This is a genomic window from Novosphingobium sp. (genome assembly GCF_036820275.1).
In the GTDB taxonomy this organism is placed as follows: Bacteria; Pseudomonadota; Alphaproteobacteria; order Sphingomonadales; family Sphingomonadaceae; genus Novosphingobium.
Genome location: NZ_DAISLT010000051.1, coordinates 1 through 24,482 on the forward strand (window position 1 = coordinate 1; position 24,482 = coordinate 24,482).

Annotated in this window: 23 protein-coding genes; 11 read left to right on the forward strand and 12 right to left on the reverse strand. The window is 66.0% G+C overall.

All coding sequences use genetic code 11. From position 1 onward, the window contains the following. Positions 1-513 (forward strand): 2OG-Fe(II) oxygenase (locus tag V7066_RS25490; RefSeq protein ID WP_334185737.1); only part of this gene is annotated, 513 nt, incomplete at its 5' end. Positions 514-571: 58 nt separating this feature from the next. On the opposite strand, the gene clpB is transcribed toward V7066_RS25490, so the two are convergent. Continuing rightward, positions 572-3,151 (reverse strand): ATP-dependent chaperone ClpB, encoded by a 2,580-nt coding sequence (gene clpB, locus V7066_RS25495; protein ID WP_334185738.1) that lies wholly within the window; start codon positions 3,149-3,151, stop codon positions 572-574. Positions 3,152-3,447: 296 nt separating this feature from the next. On the opposite strand from clpB, the gene V7066_RS25500 reads away from it, so the two are divergent. The 3 genes from V7066_RS25500 to V7066_RS25510 all read left to right on the forward strand — a co-directional run bounded on the left by V7066_RS25500 (position 3,448) and on the right by V7066_RS25510 (position 7,227). Next, entirely contained in the window at positions 3,448-3,903 is a 456-nt protein-coding gene (locus V7066_RS25500) for a nuclear transport factor 2 family protein (RefSeq protein WP_334185739.1), read from the forward strand. A 94-nt stretch (positions 3,904-3,997) separates the two neighbouring features. Next, positions 3,998-6,898, forward strand: a complete 2,901-nt coding sequence (locus V7066_RS25505) for a M16 family metallopeptidase (protein WP_334185740.1) — start codon at positions 3,998-4,000, stop codon at positions 6,896-6,898. 26 nt (positions 6,899-6,924) lie between these two features. Next, complete coding sequence (locus V7066_RS25510; RefSeq protein ID WP_147220046.1) at positions 6,925-7,227, forward strand: hypothetical protein; 303 nt, start codon at positions 6,925-6,927, stop codon at positions 7,225-7,227. 80 nt (positions 7,228-7,307) lie between these two features. Here the strand turns inward: V7066_RS25510 and gatB are convergent, their stop codons facing one another. The 7 genes from gatB to V7066_RS25545 all read right to left on the reverse strand — a co-directional run bounded on the left by gatB (position 7,308) and on the right by V7066_RS25545 (position 13,371). Beyond that, positions 7,308-8,810, reverse strand: a complete 1,503-nt coding sequence (gene gatB / locus V7066_RS25515) for an Asp-tRNA(Asn)/Glu-tRNA(Gln) amidotransferase subunit GatB (RefSeq protein WP_334185741.1) — start codon at positions 8,808-8,810, stop codon at positions 7,308-7,310. 177 nt (positions 8,811-8,987) lie between these two features. Next, the gene (gatA, locus tag V7066_RS25520) at positions 8,988-10,487 is read right to left on the reverse strand and encodes an Asp-tRNA(Asn)/Glu-tRNA(Gln) amidotransferase subunit GatA (protein ID WP_334185742.1); all 1,500 of its coding nucleotides are present in this window, start codon (positions 10,485-10,487) and stop codon (positions 8,988-8,990) included. Continuing rightward, positions 10,487-10,789: an Asp-tRNA(Asn)/Glu-tRNA(Gln) amidotransferase subunit GatC gene (gene gatC, locus V7066_RS25525; protein WP_021234714.1), complete on the reverse strand. Its 303-nt coding sequence runs from the start codon at positions 10,787-10,789 to the stop codon at positions 10,487-10,489. The genes gatA and gatC overlap by 1 nt, the downstream gene beginning before the upstream one ends. A 124-nt stretch (positions 10,790-10,913) precedes the next feature. After that, complete coding sequence (locus tag V7066_RS25530; RefSeq protein WP_334185743.1) at positions 10,914-11,435, reverse strand: FKBP-type peptidyl-prolyl cis-trans isomerase; 522 nt, start codon at positions 11,433-11,435, stop codon at positions 10,914-10,916. A 14-nt stretch (positions 11,436-11,449) separates the two neighbouring features. Beyond that, positions 11,450-12,025, reverse strand: a complete 576-nt coding sequence (locus tag V7066_RS25535; RefSeq protein ID WP_334185744.1) for an FKBP-type peptidyl-prolyl cis-trans isomerase — start codon at positions 12,023-12,025, stop codon at positions 11,450-11,452. Between the two features lie 252 nt (positions 12,026-12,277). Beyond that, positions 12,278-12,484, reverse strand: a complete 207-nt coding sequence (gene rpsU / locus V7066_RS25540; protein WP_021234711.1) for a 30S ribosomal protein S21 — start codon at positions 12,482-12,484, stop codon at positions 12,278-12,280. Positions 12,485-12,717: 233 nt separating this feature from the next. Further along, a complete protein-coding gene (locus tag V7066_RS25545; protein WP_334185745.1) occupies positions 12,718-13,371 on the reverse strand; it encodes a hypothetical protein in 654 nt (217 codons plus the stop codon). Between the two features lie 112 nt (positions 13,372-13,483). Here V7066_RS25545 and crcB point away from each other — a divergent pair, with 112 nt between their 5' ends. Genes crcB through V7066_RS25570 form a run of 5 tightly spaced genes read left to right on the forward strand, consistent with a single transcriptional unit; the run spans position 13,484 to position 16,722 of the window. Continuing rightward, on the forward strand, positions 13,484-13,894 hold the full coding sequence (gene crcB / locus V7066_RS25550; protein WP_334185746.1) for a fluoride efflux transporter CrcB: 411 nt from the start codon (positions 13,484-13,486) through the stop codon (positions 13,892-13,894). Continuing rightward, positions 13,891-15,165, forward strand: a complete 1,275-nt coding sequence (locus tag V7066_RS25555; protein WP_334185747.1) for an RluA family pseudouridine synthase — start codon at positions 13,891-13,893, stop codon at positions 15,163-15,165. Before crcB ends, V7066_RS25555 begins: the two co-directional genes overlap by 4 nt. Then, on the forward strand, positions 15,162-15,812 hold the full coding sequence (locus V7066_RS25560; protein WP_334185748.1) for an HAD-IA family hydrolase: 651 nt from the start codon (positions 15,162-15,164) through the stop codon (positions 15,810-15,812). Before V7066_RS25555 ends, V7066_RS25560 begins: the two co-directional genes overlap by 4 nt. Next, positions 15,809-16,030, forward strand: coding sequence for a hypothetical protein (locus V7066_RS25565; protein WP_334185749.1), 222 nt, complete (start codon positions 15,809-15,811; stop codon positions 16,028-16,030). The genes V7066_RS25560 and V7066_RS25565 overlap by 4 nt, the downstream gene beginning before the upstream one ends. Continuing rightward, positions 16,027-16,722, forward strand: a complete 696-nt coding sequence (locus V7066_RS25570) for an ATP12 family chaperone protein (RefSeq protein WP_334185750.1) — start codon at positions 16,027-16,029, stop codon at positions 16,720-16,722. The genes V7066_RS25565 and V7066_RS25570 overlap by 4 nt, the downstream gene beginning before the upstream one ends. A gap of 202 nt (positions 16,723-16,924) precedes the next feature. Here the strand turns inward: V7066_RS25570 and V7066_RS25575 are convergent, their stop codons facing one another. The 4 genes from V7066_RS25575 to V7066_RS25590 are packed head-to-tail and all read right to left on the reverse strand — an operon-like array spanning position 16,925 to position 20,550. Continuing rightward, positions 16,925-17,566 (reverse strand): ABC-type transport auxiliary lipoprotein family protein, encoded by a 642-nt coding sequence (locus V7066_RS25575; RefSeq protein ID WP_334185751.1) that lies wholly within the window; start codon positions 17,564-17,566, stop codon positions 16,925-16,927. An 11-nt stretch (positions 17,567-17,577) separates the two neighbouring features. Beyond that, positions 17,578-18,516, reverse strand: coding sequence for an MlaD family protein (locus V7066_RS25580; protein WP_334185752.1), 939 nt, complete (start codon positions 18,514-18,516; stop codon positions 17,578-17,580). A gap of 10 nt (positions 18,517-18,526) precedes the next feature. After that, positions 18,527-19,438: an ABC transporter ATP-binding protein gene (locus V7066_RS25585; protein ID WP_334185753.1), complete on the reverse strand. Its 912-nt coding sequence runs from the start codon at positions 19,436-19,438 to the stop codon at positions 18,527-18,529. After that, complete coding sequence (locus V7066_RS25590; protein WP_334185754.1) at positions 19,435-20,550, reverse strand: ABC transporter permease; 1,116 nt, start codon at positions 20,548-20,550, stop codon at positions 19,435-19,437. Before V7066_RS25590 ends, V7066_RS25585 begins: the two co-directional genes overlap by 4 nt. Before the next feature lie 175 nt (positions 20,551-20,725). Between V7066_RS25590 and V7066_RS25595 the strand changes: the two genes are divergently transcribed. Together V7066_RS25595 and V7066_RS25600 are read left to right on the forward strand one after the other, a co-directional pair. Further along, complete coding sequence (locus tag V7066_RS25595; RefSeq protein ID WP_334185755.1) at positions 20,726-23,371, forward strand: valine--tRNA ligase; 2,646 nt, start codon at positions 20,726-20,728, stop codon at positions 23,369-23,371. 364 nt (positions 23,372-23,735) lie between these two features. Continuing rightward, positions 23,736-24,482, forward strand: coding sequence for a 7-carboxy-7-deazaguanine synthase QueE (locus tag V7066_RS25600; RefSeq protein WP_334185771.1), 747 nt, complete (start codon positions 23,736-23,738; stop codon positions 24,480-24,482).

Sequence of the window (24,482 nt, forward strand, 5' to 3'; positions counted from 1 at the left end):
CATCTCGCGATGTCGGTGCGCGACTTGCTGGCGCCGTCGATCGTTGCCGATCCCCACACCGGCCGCTCGATACCGCACCCGATCCGCACCTCGTCCGCTGCGGTGGTGGGGCCGACGCGCGAATCCCTGCCGCTCCAGGCGATCATGCGCCGCCTTGCGGCAGCTACCGGAACGCGGGTGGAACAGGGCGAGCCGCTCAACGTGCTGCACTATGCGCCGGGGCAGGAATATCGCGAACACATGGACACTTTGCCCCACGTCACCAACCAGCGCGCGGTGACGGCGATAATCTATCTCAACACCGGATACGTCGGCGGCGAGACTCGCTTTCCAGCGCAGAACCTGTCGGTGGCGGGCGGCGGCGGCGACATGGTGGCCTTCGACAATACCCTGCCCGACGGTTCACCCGACCCACGCAGCCGCCATGCCGGTGCCCCCGTTCGCCAAGGCGCCAAGTGGGCCGCAACGCGGTGGATTCGCGCAAAGCCGTTCGATGTCTGGAATCAAGGCTAGGACAACAAAAAAGGGCCTCGGCGAAACCGAGGCCCTTTCCTGTTCGTGGCGGTGAAGATCACTCCACCGCAATCGCCAGCGCACCGTCGCCGTCGTCGATGTGCAGGTGCGAGCCATCGGGCACTTCGCCCGCCAGCAGCTTCTCGGCGAGCGGGTCCTGCAAGTAGCGCTGGACCGCGCGCTTCAGCGGACGCGCGCCGTAGACCGGATCGTAACCCACCCGGCCGAGCCAGCGCTTGGCCGCGTCGGTGAGGTCGAGCACGATCTTGCGGTCCTTGAGCAGCTTCTGCACGCGCGCCACCTGGATATCGACGATCGGGCCCATGTGCTCCTGGCCGAGGCGGTGGAACAGCACGATCTCGTCGAGGCGATTGAGGAACTCGGGCCGGAAATGCCCGCGCACCACTTCCATCACCTGCGGCTCAACGGTGTCCACGTCCTGCCCTTCGTCGAGCTGGGTCAGGTACTGACTGCCGAGGTTGCTGGTCAGGATGATGAGGGTGTTGGTGAAGTCCACCACCCTGCCCTGCCCGTCGGTCAGGCGGCCGTCGTCGAGTACTTGCAGCAGCACGTTGAACACGTCGGGATGCGCCTTCTCCACCTCGTCGAACAGCACGACCTGATAGGGCCGCCGCCGCACGGCTTCGGTCAGCACACCACCCTCGTCATAGCCGACATAGCCCGGAGGCGCGCCGATCAGGCGGGAGACCGCATGCTTTTCCATGAACTCCGACATGTCGATGCGGACCATCGCGTTGTCGTCGTCGAACAGGAAGCCGGCGAGCGCCTTGGTCAGTTCGGTCTTGCCGACGCCCGTGGGGCCGAGGAACAGGAACGAGCCGAGCGGCCGGTTCGGGTCCTGAAGACCTGCACGGGCACGGCGCACTGCTTTGGACACGGCGGACACCGCATCCTTCTGGCCAATCACACGCGCACCGATCACCTCCTCCATCTTGAGGAGCTTCTCGCGCTCGCCTTCCAGCATCTTGTCGACCGGCACGCCCGTCCAGCGGCTGACCACACCGGCGATATCGTCCTCGGTCACTTCCTCGCGCAGCAGCGCGTTTCCAGCCTGGGCCTGCGCTTCGGAAAGCTTGCGCTCCAGCGAGGGGATCGTGCCGTAAGCCAGTTCGCCCGCCTTGGCGAGGTCGCCAAGGCGCTGGGCCTGGTCGAGTTCGACGCGCGCGGCATCGAGCTGCTCCTTGATCTTGCCTTCGGCGGCGATCTTGTCGCGCTCGTTCTGCCAGCGGGTGGTCAGTTCGCTCGACTGCTGCTCCAGATTGGCGAGTTCCTCGCGCAGATTGACGAGGCGGTCCTTGGAGGCTTCGTCGGTCTCCTTGGCGAGCGCCATTTCCTCGATCTTGAGCTGGATGATCCGGCGGTCGAGCTTCTCGATCTCCTCGGGCTTGCTCTCCACTTCCATGCGGATGCGGCTGGCGGCCTCGTCCATGAGGTCGATCGCCTTGTCCGGCAGGAAACGGTTGGTGATGTAGCGGTTGGAGAGCGTCGCCGCCGCCACCAGCGCCGCATCGGTGATGCGCACACCGTGGTGCAGCTCATACTTTTCCTTCAGCCCGCGCAGGATCGAGATCGTGTCCTCCACGGTCGGCTCGCCCACGAAGACCGGCTGGAAGCGGCGCTGGAGGGCAGCGTCCTTCTCGACGTACTTCTGGTACTCGTCGAGCGTGGTCGCGCCGATGCAGTGCAGCTCACCGCGTGCGAGCGCAGGCTTCAGCAGGTTGCCCGCGTCCATCGAGCCTTCCGAAGCGCCCGCGCCGATCAGCGTGTGCATCTCGTCGATGAACAGGATGATCTGGCCGTCCGCACCCTTCACTTCGTCGAGCACGGCCTTGAGGCGTTCCTCGAACTCGCCGCGATACTTGGCGCCCGCGATCAAGGACCCCATGTCGAGCGCCATCAACTGGCGGTCCTTGAGGCTGTCGGGGACGTCGCCGTTGGCGATACGCAGCGCAAGGCCTTCGGCGATGGCGGTCTTGCCGACGCCGGGATCGCCGATGAGGACGGGGTTGTTCTTGGTGCGGCGGGCGAGGATCTGCACCGTGCGGCGGATTTCCTCGTCGCGGCCGATGACCGGATCGAGCTTGCCGTCGCGCGCGGCCTGGGTGAGGTCGCGGGCGTACTTCTTCATCGCGTCATAGGCGTTTTCCGCGCCCGCGCTGTCGGCGGTGCGACCGCCGCGCAAGTCGGTAATGGCAGCTTCCAGCGCCTGCGGCGTCAGGTTGGCGGCCTTGAGCGCCTGCCCCGCCGATGTCGTGGTGGCGAGCGCCAGTGCGAGCAGCATGCGCTCCACGGTGACGAAGCTGTCGCCGGACTTGGCGGCAAGCTGCTCGGCCTGGTCGAGCACGCGCACGGCATCGTTGTCGAGACCGGGCGTGCCCTGCGCACCGCTGCCCGAGACGGTCGGGACCTTGCCCAGCGCCTTGTCGACTTCCTGCTGCGCGAAAGCCGGATTGCCGCCCGCGCGCTGGATCAGACCGGACGCCATGCCCTCGCCGTCCTCAAGCAGAGCCTTGAGAATGTGGTCGGGGCTGATGCGCTGGTGGTTCATGCGGATCGCAACGGTCTGCGCCGCCTGAAGGAAACCCTTGGCCCGGTCGGTGAACTTTTCGAGATTCATGGTATGAATTGCCTCCTGATCTCGACCATATAGTGTTGCATATTTACAACACAAGGCATGCCGTGACGTTTTTCGTGTGCCGCCTGTTTCGGACGGAAAAATGGTGAGAAAGCGTGGATTCTCAAGAACCGGGAATCCGTTTGCCCTAGATGGGAGGTAGCGCGCCGAATGCTACCCCTTCGAAAACGTCGCCGTGGCGTTAACGCGCAGGGCAGCAAGCATTTGCTTGGCGCAAGCGATGCGCTTGCCTAGCCTCTCGCCGACAAGACCGGAAAAACAACGGGAAGAGGCATCAGGTGGCGAAATTCACTCCCCAGCAGGCAGCCGACGTGCTCGCGATCAAGCAGGTCGTTTACGAATGGGGGGACGAACTCGACATCCACAACGGCCTTCAGATGCGGCAGACGGACGTTCTGGCCGAGGACGTGTCCTACAATGTCGGCGGGACGTGGCGCGAAGGGCTGGCGGAAGTGGAAGCCTTCTACAACGGCCGCGCCGAAGCCATGCGCGCCGGCGCCGGTCTCATGACCATGCGCCACATCATCACTTCGCTTCGCGTCTCCTTCGACGATGCCGATCATGCGAAAGTGGGCTACCTGCTGGTGTTCTTCGCTGCACTGGGCGACGGTCCTTTCGACAAATATTGCGATCCGTTGGCGGTGGCCGACGTGAAGATGGAATGTCGCCGCGACGGTGACGGCGAATGGCGAATAACGCGGTTCGATTCCGGGCAGATCTTCAAGCGGGGGTGAAAGAAACCCGTCTTCCGGGACGACGCCATTTCCATCTTTTCCTCCCTCACCTTTGCCGCTGGCCCTTGCCGAACAACGTGCTAGACCTTCGGCCATGCGACTTGCTCCTCGTTCCAGCGCCATCGCGCTCGCCGCCGCCCTACTCCTCTCCGCCTGTGCGAGCGCCCCGACGGCGACCGTCGCCTCGGCCCCGCCTGCACCTGCCGGAAAGGACGCTCCGGCCCCCGCCTCCCCGGCCGACCTCGTCGCCAAGGTGGACATTCCCTACGAGAAGTTCGTGCTGGCCAACGGCCTCACCACGATCGTCCATACCGACCGCAAGGCCCCGATCGTCGGCGTAACCGCCTACTACAAGGTCGGCTCGAAGAACGAGCCGCGCGGCAAGACCGGCTTCGCGCACCTCTATGAACACCTTTTCTTCGGCGGCTCGGCCAACGTGCCGGACTTCGACATTCCGCTGGAAGCGGCAGGCTCCACGCCCACCAACGGCTCCACCTGGTACGACCGCACCAACTACGTCGAGACGGTGCCGACCGGCGCACTCGACGTGGCGCTGTTCATGGAGAGCGACCGCATGGGCCACCTGCTGCCCGCGGTGACGCAGGACAAGCTCGACAAGCAGCGGGGCGTCGTCCAGAACGAAAAGCGTCAGGGCGACAACCAGCCCTACGGCCTCTTCGAATATGCCCAGAGCGAAGGCCTGCTGCCGGTCGGCCACCCTTATCGCCACTCGACGATCGGCTCGATGGCCGACCTCGACGCCGCCACCCTCACCGACGTGCGCAAGTGGTTCACCGACCATTACGGCCCCAACAACGTCGTGCTGGTGCTCTCGGGCGACATCGACGCCGCCACCGCCCGCCCCAAGGTGGAAAAGTGGTTCGGCGACATTCCGCGCGGGCCTGACATCAAGCCGGTGGCCGCCGATCCGGTCACGCTCGGCGCGCCTGTCACCCGCGAGATCGCCGATCAGGTGCCGGTGCTGCGCCTCACCCGCAACTGGACCGCGCCGGGCCTCAACGATGCCGATACGCCCGCGCTCCAGATCGGCATGCATATCCTTGGCGGCCTCGCCAGCTCGCGGCTCGACAACGAACTGGTGCGCGGCCAGCAGCTCGCCGTCGCGGTGACCGCCTCGGCGCAAGTGTTCCAGCAGCTCAGCCTGCTGACCATGGCGATGGACGTGAAGCCGGGCGTGGACCGCGCCAAGGCCAATGCCGCTTTCGACAAGGTGCTGGCGGACTACTTGCGCGACGGGCCGACCGAAGACGAAGTGCGCCGCGCCGTCGTCAGCACCCTGTCCGGCGAGATCGGCGGGCTTGAGCGCGTCGGCGGCTTCAGCGGCAAGGGCGCGACGCTCGCCGAAGGTCAGGTCTATTCGGACGATCCGGCCAAGTACAAGCAGGACCTCGCCCACATGGCCGCGCTGACGCCCGCCGAGATCAAGGCGGCGCTGAACAAGTGGTTATCCCGTCCGGTCTATGCGCTCGACGTCGTGCCCGGCGAACGCAAGGAAAGCGGCGACGCCATGGGCGGCTGGGGCGACGAAGCCCAGCAACCTGCACCCCGCCCCGATCCAAAGACCAAAGTCGCCGCCGTCGCCGCCGGACCGAAGCGCGACATGCCGCCGCTCGGCCAGATCGGCGCGCTGACCTTCCCGGCGATCGAACACGCGACGCTCTCGAACGGCATCGAGGTCGCCCTCGCCCGCCGCAGCGCGGTGCCGAAGCTGGTGCTCTCGCTCGACTTCGACGCCGGTTACGCTGCCGACGCGCTGGATACCCCGGGCACCCAGGGCCTGATGCTGGCCATGCTCGACCAGGGCACCTCGAAGCTCGACGCCACGCAGATCGCCGAGGCGCAGGAACGTCTGGGCGCGAGCATCTCGGTCGACGGCTCGCTCGACACCAGCAGCGTGACGCTCTCGGCGCTCTCGGCCAACCTCGCGCCTTCGCTCGACCTCATGACGCAGATCGTCCGCGATCCCGCCTTCGCGCCTTCGGAAGTGGCCCGCGTCAAGGCACAGGCCGAAGCCGAACTGGCGCAGACGCTCTCCACCCCCAGTGCGCTGGCCGCCCGCTCGCTCGGCGCGGAACTCTTCGGCGCGCATCCTTATGCGCAGCCGGGCGACGGCCTCGGCAATGCGGCCTCGCTCGCCGCGCTGACGCCGGACCAGCTCAAGGCCGCGCACGACAAGTGGCTGCGCCCCGACCTCGCGCGCATCACCGTCGTCGGTGACGTGACCATGGACGAGCTGAAGCCCATGCTGGAGCGCGCCTTCGGCCAGTGGCAGGCACCGACCGCACCCAAGCCGATCAAGCCGATCGACGCCGCCGTGCCCAGCGTCGGCGCCAACCGCATCGTCCTGATCGACCGCCCGAACTCGCCGCAATCGGTCATCATGGCCGGGCGCGTCCTGCCGATGACCGGCAAGACTCCCGACACCGAAGCGCTGCAACTGGCCAACGACATCGTGGGCGGCGGCTTCCTCTCGCGCCTCAACAAGGACCTGCGCGAGGAAAAGGGCTGGAGCTACGGCGTGCGCAGCGGCGTGGCGCAGCCGGTCGGCCCGCGTTCGGTGCAGGTCGCGGCGCCGGTCCAGTCGGACAAGACGGGCGCGGCGATCCAGGCGATCATCGCCGACATGAGCGCCTTCCCGGCGAAGAACCCGGTGACGGCGGAGGAACTCCAGCGCGTGACCGAAGGCGCGATCCGCCAACTGCCGAACCAGTTCGAGACGGGCGCCGCCGTGCAGGCCGCGATCCGCAAGAACGAGCGCCTCGGCCGCCCGGAAGACTATTACGTCACGCTCGCCGCCAAGTACCGCACGATCGACGCCAAGGCGATCGGCGCCGCCGCCACGCAGTACCTTCAGCCCAGGGGCCTGACTTTCGTGGTGGTGGGCGACCGCAAGGTGGTGGAAGCGCAGCTCAAGGGCCTGGGCATCCCGGTCGAAGTGCGCGAGGCACCGGCGGCGCCCGAAGGCCAGGAATAATCCCCCGAGAATAAAAGGAGAGAACGATGTCGCTGCTCGGCGGAACCTACGAATGTTCGACCAAGACCCCGATGGGGCACCAGAAGGGCACGCTGACCATCGTGCCCGAAGGTGACACGTTCACCGGCCAGATCACCGGCGATCTCGGCACCATGGAACTGCGCGAGGGCCGGATCGACGGCAACCGGCTGAGCTGGAAGATGAAGATGACCTCGCCGATGGCCATCGACCTCGACTGCAAGGCCGAGGTGGAGGGCACCGACCTCACCGGCACGATCAAGGCCGGGTTCTTCGGCTCGATGACGCTGACGGGCACCAAGACTTCGTGACCTGAGCGTTTGGCGCAAAGAAAAGGCCCCGGAAAGCGTGCTGCTTTCCGGGGCCTTTTCTGTTCAGTCGTGCGACGGGATCAGCCCAGCTTGGCCTTCAGGATCTCGTTCACCACCTGCGGGTTGCCCTTGCCGGCCATGGCCTTCATCGTCTGACCGACGAAGAAGCCGAACAGCGCGACCTTGCCTTCGCGGTACTGGGCGACCTTGTCGGCATTGGCGGCGAGGATCTCGTCCACCTTGGCCTCGATGGCGCCGGTGTCCGATTCCTGCTTCAGGCCTTCGCGCTCGACGATGACACCGGCATTGTCGCCGGTCTCGAACATCGTTTCGAGAACCTGCTTGGCGATCGAGCCCGAGATCGTGCCCTTGCCCACCAGTGCCAGCAGTTCCGCCGCCTGCTCGTGGCTGATCGGCGAGTCTTCCAGCGACTTGCCCTGCTTGTTGAGCGCGCCGAAGAATTCGGAGATCAGCCAGTTGGCCGCCTGCTTGGCGACTTCGGCGGGCGCCTTGCCCTGCGCCGAGGCGGTTTCGGCCAGCAGCGCCTCGAACCACGCGAAGGTATCGACGTCGGCGGTCAGCACGGCGGCGTTATAGGCCGAAAGGCCCAGTTCGCCTTCGTAGCGGGCGCGCTTGGCGTCCGGCAGCTCGGGCAGGCTCGCGCGGCATTCCTCAAGGAAGGCGTCGTCGAGTTCGAGCGGCAGCAGATCCGGATCGGGGAAGTAGCGATAGTCGTGCGCGTCTTCCTTCGAGCGCATTGAGCGCGTGGAGCCGGTGGTGGGATCGAACAGGCGGGTTTCCTGCACGATCTTGCCGCCCGCTTCCAGCACGTCGACCTGACGGCTCGCCTCGTGCTCGATCGCCTGCATGACGAAGCGCACGGAGTTGACGTTCTTGGTCTCGGTACGGGTGCCGAGTTCGTCGCCGGGCTTGCGCACCGAGACGTTGACGTCGGCACGCATCGAGCCCTGGTCCATGTTGCCGTCGCACGAGCCGACATAGCGCAGGATCGTGCGCAGCTTGGACAGGTAGGCACCGGCCTCGGCGGGCGAAGCCATGTCCGGGCGGCTGACGATTTCCATCAGCGCCACGCCCGAACGGTTGAGGTCGACATAGGACATCGTCGGATGCTGGTCGTGCATCAGCTTGCCCGCGTCCTGCTCGACGTGGATGCGCTCGATGCCGATCACCTTGTCGGCCGGGATGCCCGCCTTCTCGTCCGCCTCGATGGTCAGCGAACCCTCGCCCACGATCGGGTGGTAGAGCTGGCTGATCTGGTAGCCCTGCGGAAGATCGGCGTAGAAGTAGTTCTTGCGGTCGAAGCGCGACCACTTGTTGATCTGCGCCTCGATCGCCATGCCGGTGCGCACGGCCTGACGGATGCATTCGCGGTTCGGAACCGGCAGCATGCCCGGCATCGCCGCGTCGATCAGCGAGACCTGGCTGTTCGGCTCCGCGCCGAATGCCGTTGCCGAGCCGGAGAACAGCTTGGAGTTCGAGGTGACCTGCGCGTGGACTTCGAGGCCGATCACGACCTCCCAGTCACCGGTGGCGCCCTGGATGCGATAGGTTGATTCAGTCATCGTGTTTCGGTCCACTTCTGGGGCGACGCAGCAGCCGGTGCCGCTGCCTCGCCCCGTCATCTGTTTCCCGCTCCGGCACTTCACGCCGGGCAGCGGGTCGGTCGTCTTTTCTCTTCGGAGCCCGGTCGGTCAGCATCTCTGCGACGCTGTCGACCAGTTCGAAGAGGAACGACCAGCTTACCACCACTTCTCCGGCTTGGCCGCGAACTGCGCGCGCTGTTCAAGCGCGAGACCGGCGTTCAGCACGCCCTGTTCGTCGAAAGCCTTGCCGATGACCTGAAGACCCAGCGGCAGCCCCTCACGGTTGAGGCCGGCCGGGACCGACATCGCCGGAAGACCCGCGAGCGAGGCCGGGACCGCGAAGACGTCGTTGAGGTACATCTTCAGCGGATCGTCGACGTTCTCGCCAAGCCCGAAGGCGGCCGAGGGCGCGGTCGGCGCGAGGATCACGTCGCACTGCTCGAAGGCCTTGGCGAAGTCCTGCGCGATCAGCGCACGGACCTTCTGGGCCTGCGTGTAGTAGGCGTCGTAGAAACCGGCCGAGAGCACATAAGTGCCGATCAGGATGCGGCGCTTCACCTCGGGGCCGAAACCGGCGGCGCGGGTGGCGGCGTACATGTCCTGAAGGTTCGCGCCGTCCGGCAGGTCGCGCAGGCCGTAACGCACGCCGTCATAGCGCGCGAGGTTCGACGAGGCTTCGGCAGGCGCGATGATGTAGTAGGTCGGCAGCGCGTACTTGGTGTGCGGCAGCGAGATCTCGACGATCTCCGCGCCCGCATCCTTCAGCCAGGCGATACCGTCATCCCACGACTTCGACACGTCTTCGTCCAGGCCTTCGACGCGGTATTCCTTCGGAATGCCGACCTTCTTGCCCTTCATGTCGCCGGAAAGAGCGGCTTCCCAGTTCGGCACCGGCAGGTCGAGGCTGGTCGAATCCTTGGCGTCGAAACCGGCCATGGCTTCGAGCATGATCGCGCAGTCCTGCACCGAGCGGGCCATCGGACCGGCCTGGTCGAGCGAGCTGGCGAAGGCAACGAGGCCGTAGCGGGAGACGCCGCCGTAGGTGGGCTTGACCCCCACCGAGCCGGTGAAGGCGGCGGGCTGGCGGATCGAGCCGCCGGTGTCGGTGCCGGTCGCCGCCGGGCAGAGACGCGCGGCGAGTGCCGACGACGAACCACCCGAGGAACCGCCGGGCGCGAGCGCGGCATTGCCGCCGTCGTTGCGCTTCCACGGCGAGATCACGTTGCCAAAGTAGCTGGTCTCGTTCGACGAGCCCATGGCGAACTGGTCGAGGTTGAGCTTGCCCAGCATGCCCGCACCGGCGTCCCACAGCTTCTGCGAGACGGTCGATTCGTACTGCGGCTTGAAGCCTTCCAGCATGTGGCTGGCGGCGGTGGTCTGCACGTCGAAAGTCGCGAACAGGTCCTTCATGCCGATCGGCACGCCGCCCATCTTGCCCAGAGCCTCGCCCTTGGCACGCTTGGCATCGGTGGCCTGCGCGGCTTCGATCGCCTTTTCAGGCGTCGCGATGATGAAGGCGTTCAGCGCTTCCTGTGCGGCAGCGACGTTCGCGTTGAACGCCTGCGCCACTTCGACGGCGGAGAAATCGCCGTTCGCAACGCCGTCGCGGATCTGCGCGACGCCGAGTTCAGTCAATGAGTTTGAAGTATCGGGCATTATTCGATCACCTTGGGCACGCCGAAGAAGCCATGTTCGGCGGCGGGAGCATTGGCCAGAACGGCATCGCGCTTGTCGCCGCCGGTCAGCGGATCGGCATCGATCACGTCGTCACGCAGGCGCAGCGTATTGGGGATGACGGCGGTCATCGGCTCGACTTGCGAAGTATCGACTTCGCCAAGCTGCTCGACCCAGGCGAGAATGCCGTTGAGTTCGGGGACCATCGCCTCGATTTCAGCCTCGCTCACCTTGATGCGGGCGAGGCTGGCGATCTTCGCAACGGTTGCGGTATCGACCGACATGGCTTTCCTTCAGATTGACCGGCAGGGCGCACGCCGCGCCGGAATGTCAGGACCGGGCAGCTAGCACCCGTCCGAAATTGCTTCAAGCAGGGACGCCGCCATAGGGGAGCGTCCGGCAAGCGCCTTACTGGCCCGATTGGGCCGGTTGCGCCTGTTGTTGCGCCCCTTGCTGCTCCGCGACCATCGCATCGAGTTCGGCCTGGGTCTTGAAGTCCAGCAGGGTCACTTCGAAAACGAGATCCGAATTCGGCGGAATCGGCCCGCCGCCTTCGGCGCCGTAAGCCAGCTCCGAGGGGATTTCGAGGCGATAGGTGCCGCCCCGCTGCATCTGCACGAGGCCGTCCGCAAAACCGGGGACCACGCTACCGACCGCCATCGGCATCTGCTCGTTCTGGTCGAACACGGTGCCGTCCTTGAGCATGCCCTTGTAGTTCACCAGCACGTAGTCCTCGCGGGTGGGCTTGGCGCCCTGCCCTGCGGTCAGTGTGGTGACGGCCACCTTGCGGGCCGGTGCCGGAGCAATGCCGCCGGTGGTGGCGGCCGGTGCGGCAGCCCCATTGGCAGGCTTGTCCTGCGCCGCCAGCGGAGCGGCGACGGGCAGGACGAAAGCGAGTGCGAGGAGCGAGGAACGGAGGGTGACGATCATCCGAAGCGCCGCGATCAGTTCGTCGCGCCGCCCGGAGCGGCACCACCGGGGGCCACGCCACCAGGAACCGCTCCGCCCGGAATACCGCCCGGAACGCCACCGGGCGCGCCGCCCTGCATCTGCTGGAGCTGCTGCATCAGGCGCTGCTGCTGCTCGATCTCGGCGCGGCTCTTGAAGTCGAGCAGCTCGATCTGGAAGTTCAGGTCGGTGTTCGCAGGGATCTGGCCGACGGCCTTGTCGCCGTAAGCGAGCTTGGCCGGGATCTCGACTTCGTACTTGCCGCCGCGCTGCATCTTCACGAGCGCCTTGGTGAAGCCGGGGATCACCTCGTTGAGGGCCATCGGCACCTGCTGGGCCTGGTCGAAGACCTTACCGTCGGGCAGCGTGCCCTTGTAGTTGATGAGCACCACGTCCGCGATCGTCGGCGATTCGCCGGTGCCGGCGGTCAGCGTCTTGACGTGGACCTGCGGCGGGAGAGCGGCATAAGCGACACCGCCGGCGGCCAGGGCGACTGCGGCAACGCCGAGCCAGATCTTGCCCAGCGAGCCCTTGGCAATCGGCTGCAACGGAACGCGAGTGATCTCAGTCATGGTCTAGGGCCTCGTTCGGGTTCGCCCGGCGTCGGCAACTGCACGGCAGATGCACAAAGGGCGCGGATGGAATTTCCGCGCCCTCATGGCTCAAGCCGGAGCGGCATTCAAGCCGCAAGCCGAGCAATTTAAGATGTGCCAATCGCAATCGCGGGAAGGCGATCCGATTGAATGCGGCGCGGATTCGCTTCTCATGAAGCGAAAGCCCGTGCCGCAACCCCGCACTTCATGAGCGCGGGGCCGACCCCAATCTTACTTGGAGCCGTCACGCTCCATGCGCTTGCGCTCCAGCTTGCGGGCGCGGCGCACAGCGGCAGCCTTTTCGCGAGCGCGCTTTTCCGAGGGCTTCTCGAAGTGGCGACGCAGCTTCATTTCGCGGTACACGCCTTCACGCTGCAGCTTCTTCTTGAGAGCCCGAAGAGCCTGATCGACGTTGTTGTCGCGAACGAGAATCTGCATAAACCGACACACCTCACAAATCGAAGGTACGAATTCCGCATTCCGACGCGGAAGGCACCTTGAAAGAAAAAACGTAATGGTACCGAATCCCCGTGGGGTTCGGCTCGAAGTTGGGGGCCGCTAGCACTGCCAGCACCGGAAGGCAAGCAATCTTGGCCATCAATTGGCCGAAAAGCGCCCTCCACCGGGCGTGGAATGCCCCGGTGGAGGACCTTATACACCGATCCGGCGCGTCAGGCCAGTTGATCGACGATCAGACCGGCTGCCGAAACGGTCGCCGAAGTCGCAGCCGAAGCCGTATAGGTAGCGCCTTCGGCCTGCTGGGCCTTCAGGTTATCCAGGAAAGCCTGCATCGCGGCCAACGCCGCATCGGCATCGTCGGACTCTTCCGTTTCATCGGTCTCATCGGTCGAATCGGTTTCGTCCGTATCGTCCGTTTCCTCGGTTTCATCCGTCTCGTCGGTTTTCCCGACCGGGGCGCCGCCCGGAGGCGGACCGCCTGCACCCTTCGGGCCGCCCGGACCGCCCATGCCGCCACCGGGACCGCCAGGTCCACCGGCACCGTCCGCTTCTCCGCCGCCCTGCGACGGGCCCTGCGCGAAGAGCGCCTGCAAGGTGCTCGCCTGGTCCTCGGTCAAAGTGCCGTTTTCGACCTGGTCGGAGATCAGCGAATCGATCCGATCCTTCATCTGCGAAGGATCGAGACGACTCCCCGAAGAGTCCGTTTCCAGCGCGTCATCGATCGAATCGAGTGCCGATTCGAGCACGGAGGCGTCGCTGTCGCTAATCGACCCGTTGCCGATCGCGGTCGAGAGCTTGTCGTCCATGTCCTGACGCGGGTTGATGAGAGCGCTCAGCGCGCTCGTCGACGATGATATCTGCATCATTATGTCTCCTTGCGGAGTGGGGTCGCACCCAAGGACCTTTATAGAAGCCTCCGCAGCGATCCGGTCGGATGGAACGATTGGAAATCCGAGCATTCGCGGCTAAGGCGGCGCAATGCCCCAACCTTCCTTTCTAGCTGCCTCGCTCTTCGTGGCGTTCGGCGGCGGCCTCGGCTCCTGGCTTCGGTATCTTACCGGAGTGGCCTGGACCGCCGCGATCGGCCCGACCCGCGCCGGTGCGTTTCCCTACGGCACGCTGACCGTCAACATTGTCGGCAGCCTGCTCATGGGGCTGCTCGCCGGCTGGCTGCTACGTCAGGGCGCAGCGGGTGAGAGCACCCGCCTGCTCCTCGGCGTCGGCGTGCTCGGCGGCTACACAACCTTTTCCTCGTTCAGCCTCGATACCATTGCCCTCGCCTCGCGCGGGCAATTCGGTCTCGCGGCTATTTATGTCGCGATCTCTCTGATCGCGGGCTTCGCCGCGCTGTTTGCCGGCCTTTCCATCACGAAGGGAGTCGCCGCATGAGCCGCGACAATTCAGATACCGTTCGCCAGTTCACCGTCGGCCGCGACGATGCCGACATCCGCCTCGACCGCTGGTTCAAGCGCCACCTCCCCGAAGTGGGCTTCGCGATGGTCTCGCGCTGGGCTCGTACCGGCCAGATCCGCGTCGACGGCAAGCGTGCCGACGTGGACACCCGCCTCGCCGCCGGACAGATCCTGCGCGTGCCGCCGGGCGGGGAAGCAAAACCCGGCCTTGGCGGTTCGCGCCCGCGCCGCGAGCTGACCGAAGCCGAGATCGAACTCGCCGATTCGATGGTCCTGACGCAGGACCGTTCCGCGATCGTGCTCAACAAGCCCCCGGGCCTCGCCACCCAGGGCGGTTCGGGCATGAAGGAGCACGTCGACGGCCTGCTCGACGCCTATGCCGAAAAGGGCCCGCGCCCGCGCCTCGTGCACCGGCTCGACAAGGACACTTCGGGCGTCCTGCTGATCGCCCGTACGCCGGGCAGCGCCGCGTTCTTCTCCAAGCGCTTTTCCGGGCGCACCGCCAAGAAGATCTACTGGGCACTGGTGGTCGGCGTGCCGAGCATCAATGACGGCATGATCGAACTGCCGCTCGCCAAGCAACCGGGCACCGGCGGCGAGAAGATGCATGTCGACGAGGAAGGCGGCCAGTCGGCCCGCACCCGCTACCGCGTGCTCGACCGCGCCGGAAACCGCGCCGCCTGGGTCGAACTGCACCCGCTGACCGGCCGCACCCACCAGCTGCGCGTCCACATGGCGGCGATCGGCCACCCGATCGTCGGCGACGGCAAGTACGGCGGACAGGAAGCCTTCCTTTCCGGCACGATCAGCCGCAAGATGCACCTCCACGCCCGCCGCCTGATCATCGAGCATCCGGACGGCACCCCGCTGGACGTGACCGCTCCCCTGCCCGAGCACTTCGCCAATTCGATGGCCTCGCTCGGCTTCGAGGAATCGGACGGCGCCGAACTGCCCGAATCCGCACCGGAGTTCACCAAGGACGACGAGAAGCGCGCCGCCAAGGCCCACGCCAAGCAGTACCGCAAGGAACGTCGCGGTGAACGCCGCTCGCGCCGCGACGGCGCTTCGGAGCGTCCCGGCTCGCGTGGGAAGCCTTCGGGCAAGGGTTCCGGCAAGCCCGGTGCCAAGCCGGTTCGTGCGGGCGCCAAGCCCGGCGTGAAGGCAGGGCCGCGCAAGCCCGGCGGCGCACGTCCCGGCCCCGGCAAGCCCGCGGGTAGCCGTCCCCCGGCACCGCGAGGGAAGCGGTGAAGCTCGCCGTCTTCGATTGCGACGGCACCCTCGTAGACGGACAGGCACCGATCTGCGAGGCGATGGAAGCCAGCTTCGCGGCCTTCGGGCTGGTCGCGCCGTCGCGCGGGCTGATCCGGCGCGCCGTGGGGCTTTCGCTGCCCCAGGCGATCCGGCAGCTCCTGCCCGAAAGCGACGAAGCCCAGCAGGACGCCATGGCCGAGGCTTACAAGGTCGCGTTCCGCCAGGCCCGCGCAGAAGGCCGCGTCTCGCAGCCGCTGTTTCCCGGCATCGAGGACTGCCTGCGCACCCTTCACGCGCGCGGCTGGACGCTTGGCGTCGCCACCGGGATGTCCGATCGCGGACTCGCCCTCTGCCTCGAGGCGAACGGCATTGCCGACCTCTTCGTCACGCTCCAGACCGCCGACCGTCACCCCTCCAAGCCGCATCCGGCCATGCTGGAGGAGGCCCTGATCGAGGCCGGCGCCATGCCCGAGGAAGCGGTCATGATCGGCGACACCGTCTATGACATGAAGATGGCCAAGGCCGCCGGAACCCGCGCCGTCGGCGTCGACTGGGGCTACCACCACCCGCGCGAGCTGATCGAGGCAGGCGCGGAAAAGGTTGCCGAAGCCCCGAACGAACTCATGGAGTACCTGCTGACGTGAGCGAACAGGATTCTGCCCAAGACCCGGCCAAGACCCGCTTCGCGATCATCCAGCTCGTACGCATCTTCGGCGTCGCCTGCGTGATCGCGGGCATGGCGATCGGCGCGAACAAGTTCGACCTGCCGCTCTGGGTCGGCTACCTGCTGATCATCAACGGCCTGATCGATGTCTTCGTCGTGCCCAAGGTCCTCGCCCGCAAGTGGCGGACCCCGAAATGAAGCGCTTCTACAAGGAGGCCACGTTCGGCGCGACCGAAGGCGGTTGGCGCGTCCTGCTGGACGGCCGCCCGATCAAGACCGCCGGCGGCCGCCCGCAAGTCGTTCCCACGTCGGTGCTCGCCGAAGCGCTGGCCGCCGAATGGGCCGCGCAAGGCGAGCAGATCGACGCCCAGTCGTTCCATTTGCGCGACCTTGCCGACTTCGCGATCGATGCCGTTGCCGCAGACCGCGCGCAGACCGTCCGCGATGTCCTGCCCTACGCCGAGACGGACACGCTCTGCTATCGCGGCGACCCCGAGGACGCGCTCTACCAACGCCAGCTCGCCGTCTGGGAACCGCTGCTGGCCGAAGCCGAGACACGCTACGACGTCCACTTCACGCGCATCTCCGGCATCCTCCACAAGCCGCAGCCCGCCGAGACCCTGGCCCGCCTCGAAACCGCACTCGCCGCCGAGAACGACTTCGCGCTGGCCGCGCTCAAGATACTCTCCAGCCTCGCCGCCTCGCTGACGATCGCCCTCGCCGCGATCCGGCCGGGTGCCGACGCGGAGGCGCTGTGGAACGCCGCCAACCTCGAAGAGGACTGGCAGGTCGAACTCTGGGGCGAAGACTGGGAAGCCGCGGAACGACGCGCAGCGCGGTTCGAGGCGTTCACGCTGGCGATCCGGCTGGCGGAACTCGCTCGCGGTTAAGAACGAAGGGGAAAAGCAGGGGCCATCGCCCCTGCACCCCATTACTGTCTAGGTTACGCGGACCAACCCCGTTCGGCGCCCATGGCTGCGTCGGGAGACTTAATTGGCTGCGCCGCAGGGAGCGCACTACGGATAGGCGGCGCGCGGCGCTGACATTCCGAGGGTCTGGGGGATCATCCCCCAGGACTTCCCCTCTTCCAGCTCAATCCCCGCCCTTCACCCAGGCCGCGACGTCCTTGGCGACCTTGTTCGCCGCCTCGTTCACCGCCGGACCGACTGCTGCCGCTTCCGGCTTCACGCCCGGCACGACCGCTTCGAACCGCTTGGTGACGATCGGCCCGCCACGTTCGGTGCGGACCGCATCGAAGCGCACCACGACCGAGGACGTGGGGACATCATAACCCATGTCGAGCAGTCGCCCGCCGACCAGCGTCTTGCCGGTCACTTCGAATTCCACGCCCTCGACCACGAGCTGTCCGGTATCCGCCCGCAGCGTTTCGGCGAGCAGCGAGCGGAACTGGCGGCTCGGCTTCTCGATCCAGAACGCATCCTTGAGGTAGGACATCGTCGCGGCATCGATCCGCACCGGCATGCGCAGCGCATCGAGGCTGCGGTCCGCTTCGGGATCGAGCACGACGATCGCCTGCGCAATCTCACCGCTGCGCTGCGAGCCGACCGGCGCGCGGTCCTCGGGCGAGAGGCGGAACAGCACTTCGGGCGGCTTGGGCGCGAGGCTGATGCAGCCCGAGAGCGCGAGGGCCGCCACGGCCGCGAGCGCGCCGCCGAGAATCGGGGTCTTGTGCCGAAGCTTCATCGCGGTTCCCATCGTCGTTCTCGTCATCATGGCCAGTTCAATCATGGCTTATAGGTGGGCAGCTTCTGCCCCTTGATGAGCGCACCGGCGCCCTGTTCGTCGATCTTCTCGGTCACGCTGCGCAGCGCCTTGCTGGTCGCGCGCAGATCGCGGATCGCGGCTTCGGCGGCCGGCAGGGTCTGGTTCGAGACCTTGTCGAAGGCGGGCTGCGCATGCTGGAGCGTCTGGTCGAGCGTTTCCATCGACTTCTGCGCGGCGCCGAGCGTCTCGCGCAGCTGCGCGGCCAGCGAATTGCCCTGATCGCCCAGCAGGCTGTCGGCCTTGCCGGCCACGCCCTCGAAGGCGACCAGCGTCTTGGTGGCCTGGTTCAGCGTGCCCTGGAGTTCGGCCAGGGTCTGCTTCATCTGCGGCGTCGCGGCGGAGAGGTCCTTCGTCATCTTGTCGGTATTCTTGAGGATACCGGTGATCGAACGGCGGTTCTCTTCGGACATCAGCAGATTGAGATTCTCGGTCAGCGTCGCCAGGCGTTCCAGCAGCAGCGGCGCGTTGGACAGGATTTCACCGAGACCGCCACGCTTGGTCGGGATCACCGGCACGCCTTCCGGGCCGGGCTCGGTCAGCAGCGGGGCATCCTTCACGGCGCCCTCAAGCTGGATGTCGGCGACGCCGGTAAAGCTGCCCTGGATGGTCGCGGTGGTGCCGACGGTGACGGGCACCTTCTTGTCCACCTTGATGCGTACGCGGATGAAGCTGGGGTCCTTCGGCCACAGCTCGATCTCCTTGATCTGCCCGACCGGCACGCCCGCGTAATCGACGCCCGATCCTTTGGCGAGACCGTCGACCGATTGCTTGAAGAAGATGTCATACTCGTTGCGCGCGGTGTCGTTGATCCGCGCGATCCAGATGATGAACGCCGCCAGCGTCGCCAGCAGCACCAGCGTGACGGCTCCGACCCATACGTGATTGGCCCGTGTTTCCATGCTGTGTGCCCTATGCCCCGCTTTCAGTGGTAGTGTTCAGGGCAGGCGCCGCGGGGGCGGAACCGTCCTGCGCGACAGGCGCGTCATGCTTCATCGCAATATCTTCCTTCGCGCAGAGCGCGGCACGGCCGCGGGGGCCGTTGAAATATTCCTGGATCCACGGGTGATCGAGCGCCAGCAGCTCCGGGATCGTGCCCACGGCGATGACCTGCTTGTCCGCCAGCACCGCCACCCGGTCGCAGATGGCGTGCAGGGTATCGAGATCGTGGGTAATCAGGAACACCGTCAGCCCCAGCGTATCCGCGAGTTCGCGCGTCAGGGCGTCGAAGGCGGCCGCGCCGATCGGGTCGAGACCTGCGGTCGGCTCGTCGAGGAACAGCAGTTCCGGATCGAGCGCCAGCGCGCGGGCGAGACCTGCGCGCTTCTTCATGCCGCCCGAAAGCTCGTTCGGATACTTGTAGGCCGACTCTTCGGAAAGCCCGGCAAGACGCACCTTGAAGCGGGCGATCTCGCTGCGCAGGGTATCGTCGATCTCGGGATAGAACTGCTTGAGCGGCACTTCCACGTTCTCACCCACGGTCAGCGTCGAGAACAGCGCGCCGCCCTGGAACAACACACCCCAGCGCGAGCGCAGGTCGATGTCTTCCTCGTCGGTGGAATCGCCCATGCGGTGGCCGAGCACGGTGATCTCGCCCGATGCGGGCTGCTGGAGGCCGATGATCGAGCGCATCAGCACCGACTTGCCGGTGCCGGACCCGCCGACGACGCCCAGAATCTCGCCCTTTCGGACCTTGAGCGAGAGATTGTCGTGAATGACGTGCTCGCCGAAGACGTTGCTCAGCCCCTCGACGACGATGGGAAATTCGTCCGACGGGCGCTCGGCTTCCAGCGTTTCGCTTTCGAGATGCGCGGTTTCGGTCATTGCCAGCCGATCTTGGTGAAGAAGATCGCGAAGAAGGCGTCGAGCACGATCACGGTGAAGATCGCGGTGACCACCGCCTGGGTGGTGCGCGCGCCGACTTCCTCGGCGTTCGACGTCACCTGCATGCCCTGGTAGCAGCCCGCCAGCGCCACGATCAGCGCGAAGACCGGGGCCTTGAGCAGGCCGACCCAGACGTCGGTGATCGGCACGACTTCCTGCGTGCGCTGGAGGAAGGTCCAGAACGGGATATCGAGCGCGAAGTTGGCGATGAAGGCGCCGCCGATGATCGCCAGAACCGTGGAGTAGAAGCCCAGGAGCGGCATCATCAGCATCGCCGCCAGCACGCGCGGCACCACCAGTGCCTGCATCGGCGAGACGCCGATGGTGCGCATGGCGTCGACTTCCTCGGTCAGCTTCATCGTGCCGATCTGCGCGGCGAAGGCCGATCCCGAGCGGCCCGCGACCATGATCGCGGTCATCAGGATGCCCAGTTCGCGCATCGCGAGGCGGCCGGTGAGGTTGATCGTGTAGATCTCCGCCCCGAACTGCGCGAGCTGCACCGCGCCCTGCTGGGCAATGACGATGCCGATCAGGAAGCTCATCAGGCCGATGATCCACAGCGAGTTGATGCCCACATGCTGCATGTGGTGCACCAGCGCCGTGCCGCGCAGCCGCGAGGGATGGCGGATGGCAGTGCCGAGCGCCGAGATCAGTTCGCCCAGGAAGCCGACCGAACGGACGAAGCCATGCCCCCAGGCGACCACGAGATCGCCCAGTTCGCCTACGGTGCGCAGCAGCAGCGGCTGCACCGGTTCGATTTCAGGCTCTTCCTCGGGCACCTTGCCGATGGCGGCGAAGAGGCGCTTGGCCTGTTCGCTCTGGCCGACGACTTCGAGATTGTGCTCGCTGGCATAGCGGCAGACGAGCCAGGCGCCGGTCGTGTCGATATCGGTGACGCCCGACATGTCGACCCGCGCGAACGGGCCGTGGAGCGCCGCCAGCTTGACATCGAGATTGCCCAGCGAATGGACGCGCAACGGCCCCTTCAGCGCCACCGTCTGGACGCCGTCCTGGTCGTTTTCCGACAGAGTGAATTCAGCCCATTCCCGCATGTGCGCTCGTATTGGGGGAAAATGCCTGTACCGGCAAGGGGTTCCCCTGCCGCGACAGATTGTTGATTTCGCAAGGGTCGGTCTGGAAACATACCGTGGCAATTTGATGGCAGCCAGCCGCCCGGCCCTTACGCGTACTTGCGCGCGCGGGGCTCTGCTGGCAAAGCGCCGCGCCATGACCGATACTCCAGAAGCCGCGCTCGACAAGACCTTCGACCCCGCCCAGATCGAGGCGAAGTGGTTCCAGCATTGGGAAAGCGAAGGGCTGTTCCGCCCCGAGCGTGCCGATGCGCAGCCGTTCACCATCGTGAACCCGCCGCCGAACGTCACCGGCTCGCTCCACATCGGCCACGCGCTCGACAACACGCTGCAGGACATCGTGATCCGTCACGAGCGCCTGAAGGGCAAGGACGCGCTCTGGGTGGTCGGCACCGATCACGCCGGCATCGCCACCCAGATGGTGGTCGAGCGGCAGATGGAAGCCAAGCAGGACAAGCGCGCCAACTACACGCGCGAGCAGTTCATCGAGAAGGTCTGGGAATGGAAGGCCGAATCCGGCGGCACCATCACCGGCCAGCTGCGCCGCCTCGGCTGCTCGATGGACTGGAGCCGCGAGCAGTTCACGATGGACCCGCACTTCACCAAGGCCGTGGTCAAGGTCTTCGTGGACCTGCACAAGCAGGGCCTGATCTACCGCGACAAGCGGCTGGTGAACTGGGACCCGAAGTTCCGCACCGCCATTTCCGACCTTGAGGTCGAAACGCGCGAGACCAACGGCCACTTCTGGCACATCAAGTATCCGCTTTCGGACGGTTCGGGCCACATCCACGTCGCCACCACCCGTCCCGAGACGATGCTGGCCGACATGGCCGTCGCGGTTAATCCCGAGGACGAGCGCTACAAGGAGCTGCTGGCGCGCGGCGCCACCGTCACCCTGCCCCTCACCGGCCGCGAGATCCCGATCGTCGCGGACGAGCACGCCGATCCCGAACTGGGTTCGGGCGCAGTGAAGATCACCCCCGGCCATGACTTCAACGACTTCGAAGTGGGCAAGCGCGCTGGCTTCAAGGCCGGCGACATGCTCAACATGCTCGATGCCGATGCCAAGGTCTGCCAGACGCAGGACGGCCTCGTCCCCGCGCAGTTCATCGGCATGGACCGGTTCGAGGCGCGCAAGGCGATCGTCGAGTGGCTCGAAAATGACGGGCTGCTCGAAAAGGTCGAGGACCGCGTGATCCAGACCCCCTACGGTGACCGCAGCGGCGTCGTCATCGAACCCTGGCTGACCGATCAGTGGTACGTCGATGCGCAGACCCTTGCGGGCCCGCCGATGGAAGCCGTTCGCTCGGGCGCGATCGAAATCGTCCCGAAGAGCTGGGAAAAGACTTTCTTCAACTGGATGGAAAACATCCAGCCCTGGTGCGTCTCGCGCCAGCTCTGGTGGGGCCACCGCATCCCGGCGTGGTTCAGCGAGGACGGCGAGATCTTCGTCGCCGAAACCGAGGAAGAAGCGCAGGCGCAGGCAGGCAACAAGAAGCTGACCCGCGACGAGGACGTCCTCGACACCTGGTTCTCCTCCGCGCTCTGGCCTTTCGCCACGCTCGGCTGGCCCGATGAAGACGCGCCGCTGCTGAAGAAGCACTACCCGAACGACCTGCTCGTCTCCGGCTTCGACATCCTGTTCTTCTGGGATGCGCGCATGGCGATGCAGGGCATTCATTTCATGAAGGAAGTGCCGTGGAAGCGGCTCTACCTCCACGGCCTCGTCCGCGCCGCGGACGGCCAGAAGATGTCGAAGTCCAAGGGCAACGTGGTCGATCCGCTGGGCCTGATCGACAAGTACGGCGCCGACGCGCTGCGCTTCTTCATGGCCGCCATGGAAAGCCAGGGCCGCGACGTGAAAATGGATGAAAAGCGCGTCGAGGGTTACCGCAACTTCGCCACGAAGCTGTGGAACGCCGCGCGTTTCTGCCAGTCCAACGGCATCGTCGCCAGCACCTCGGTCGCTGCGCCTGCCGCGACGACGGCGGTCAACAAGTGGATCATCGGCGAAGTCGTCGAGACCGTCGCCACGCTCGACAAGGCCATGGCCGACCTGCGCTTCGACGCGGCCGCCAACGCGATCTACCACTTCGTCTGGAACCAGTTCTGCGACTGGTACATCGAACTGATCAAGGGCAGCTTCGATGAGGAAACCAAGGCCGTCGCCGGCTGGGTGCTCGACCAGATCCTCGTCATGCTCCACCCCTTCATGCCCTTCGTCACCGAAGAGCTGTGGAGCAAGATGGGCACGCGCGAGAACGACCTGATCGTCGCCGCATGGCCCGCGCCCGAAGCTTCGGTGGACGCCGAAGCCAAGGCCGAAGTCGAATGGCTGATCGCGCTGATCGGCAACCTTCGCGGCGCCAAGTCCGAACTCGGCATCGCACCGGGCGCGCGCCTGACCGCCTATGTCGCCGATCCCTCGGACGCGACCCGCGCGGTGATCGGCCGCAACGGCACCGCGATCGACCGTCTCGCGCGTCTCGATGCGATCCACTTCGAAGCCGCTCCCGCCGGTGCCGCCATGCAGGTGGGCGCGGGCGACGCCACGCTGGCGATCCCGCTGGAAGGCGTGATCGACATCGCGGCGGAAAAGGCCCGTCTGGAAAAGGCGATGGCCGCTTCGGTCAAGGAACGGGACTCGCTCGACAAGCGTCTGGGCAACCCGGCCTTCGTCGAGAAGGCCAAGCCCGAGGCCATCGACAAGGCGCGTGCCGATCATGCGCACCACTCTGCCGAGGCGGAGCGTCTGGCTGCGGCGCTGGCGCGGTTGGGATAAGAAAAGGGTAAAGCAGGGGGTCATCACCCCCTGCACCCCCAATACCGTCATCGGCGCGCGCGCAGCCACCTTGCGCGCCCCTTGTCGCCGCAGGCTATTTGTCTCCCGGCTCGCAGTGGGCGCAAGACGGTTAGGCCGGGCGCGACGCAGACATTCCGAGGGTCTGGGGGATCATCCCCCAGGACTTCCCTCTTTTCCGTTTTCCTACAATCCCTACATCTGACACGTTCGTGCGCGTGATCATCCCGCTCATCTGCACGAAAACGGCCACAAAATGACACCTTTCGACACGAGGTGACTTTTTCTCCCCAGGACCGTGTAAACTGTGTCAAGCACGCCCCTCCAGACTGCATTCGAGAATACCGTGACGCTTGCCCTTGCCACCACCACTCCCGGCGAACCTGAAGTCTTCGCTTCGCTTCAGGGCGAAGGCGCCAGCATGGGGCGGCCGAGTACGTTCGTGCGGCTCTCGCGCTGCAACCTCGCCTGCGAGTGGTGTGATACCGCCTATACCTGGCGCTTTTCCGGCGATAACCGCTTCCACCGCGACGATCTGGCCTTCGAGCGCAAGGCCAACCAGGTCATGGCCGAGGAAGCCGAGGTGGCCCGCATGGTGGCGGATCTGCCGCCGGACCGTCTGGTCATCACCGGCGGCGAGCCGTTGCTACAGGGCGCGCAGTTGGCGCGGATGCTGGCGGCGCTCGACGAGGCGCGGCCGGGAATGCATGTGGAGATCGAGACCAACGGCTCGGTCGCGCCGCATGCCGGCCTCGATGCGCGGGTGCAGCAGTACAATGTCAGCCCGAAGCTGTCGCACAGCGGCAATCCGGCGGAACTGGCGCTGGTGCCCGAGCGGCTCGATGCCTGGGCCGCCGATCCGCGTGCGTACTTCAAGTTCGTGGTGGCCGAGCCTGCGGATGTGGATGAAGTCCGTGCCCTGAAGGAGCGCCACAATATTCCTGCCGAGCGGATATTCCTGATGCCCGAAGGCCGCTCCAGCGATGTCATCCGGCAGAGGTCCGGTTGGCTATCGGACATCTGCACGCAGGAAGGCTATCGCTTCACCGACCGCCTCCACATACACATCTGGGGCGACACGCGGGGAACTTGA

Coding starts and splice junctions, on each gene's coding strand:
- clpB (WP_334185738.1), bottom strand. CDS start 3,151: ATGAATCTCGAAAAGTTCACCGACCGGGCCAAGGGTTTCCTTCAGGCG.
- V7066_RS25580 (WP_334185752.1), bottom strand. CDS start 18,516: ATGGAAACACGGGCCAATCACGTATGGGTCGGAGCCGTCACGCTGGTG.
- V7066_RS25505 (WP_334185740.1), top strand. CDS start 3,998: ATGCGACTTGCTCCTCGTTCCAGCGCCATCGCGCTCGCCGCCGCCCTA.
- V7066_RS25545 (WP_334185745.1), bottom strand. CDS start 13,371: ATGATGCAGATATCATCGTCGACGAGCGCGCTGAGCGCTCTCATCAAC.
- V7066_RS25570 (WP_334185750.1), top strand. CDS start 16,027: ATGAAGCGCTTCTACAAGGAGGCCACGTTCGGCGCGACCGAAGGCGGT.
- V7066_RS25575 (WP_334185751.1), bottom strand. CDS start 17,566: ATGATGACGAGAACGACGATGGGAACCGCGATGAAGCTTCGGCACAAG.
- V7066_RS25535 (WP_334185744.1), bottom strand. CDS start 12,025: ATGACTGAGATCACTCGCGTTCCGTTGCAGCCGATTGCCAAGGGCTCG.
- crcB (WP_334185746.1), top strand. CDS start 13,484: ATGCCCCAACCTTCCTTTCTAGCTGCCTCGCTCTTCGTGGCGTTCGGC.
- V7066_RS25555 (WP_334185747.1), top strand. CDS start 13,891: ATGAGCCGCGACAATTCAGATACCGTTCGCCAGTTCACCGTCGGCCGC.
- V7066_RS25510 (WP_147220046.1), top strand. CDS start 6,925: ATGTCGCTGCTCGGCGGAACCTACGAATGTTCGACCAAGACCCCGATG.
- gatA (WP_334185742.1), bottom strand. CDS start 10,487: ATGCCCGATACTTCAAACTCATTGACTGAACTCGGCGTCGCGCAGATC.
- V7066_RS25595 (WP_334185755.1), top strand. CDS start 20,726: ATGACCGATACTCCAGAAGCCGCGCTCGACAAGACCTTCGACCCCGCC.
- V7066_RS25530 (WP_334185743.1), bottom strand. CDS start 11,435: ATGATCGTCACCCTCCGTTCCTCGCTCCTCGCACTCGCTTTCGTCCTG.
- rpsU (WP_021234711.1), bottom strand. CDS start 12,484: ATGCAGATTCTCGTTCGCGACAACAACGTCGATCAGGCTCTTCGGGCT.
- V7066_RS25590 (WP_334185754.1), bottom strand. CDS start 20,550: ATGCGGGAATGGGCTGAATTCACTCTGTCGGAAAACGACCAGGACGGC.
- gatB (WP_334185741.1), bottom strand. CDS start 8,810: ATGACTGAATCAACCTATCGCATCCAGGGCGCCACCGGTGACTGGGAG.
- V7066_RS25585 (WP_334185753.1), bottom strand. CDS start 19,438: ATGACCGAAACCGCGCATCTCGAAAGCGAAACGCTGGAAGCCGAGCGC.
- gatC (WP_021234714.1), bottom strand. CDS start 10,789: ATGTCGGTCGATACCGCAACCGTTGCGAAGATCGCCAGCCTCGCCCGC.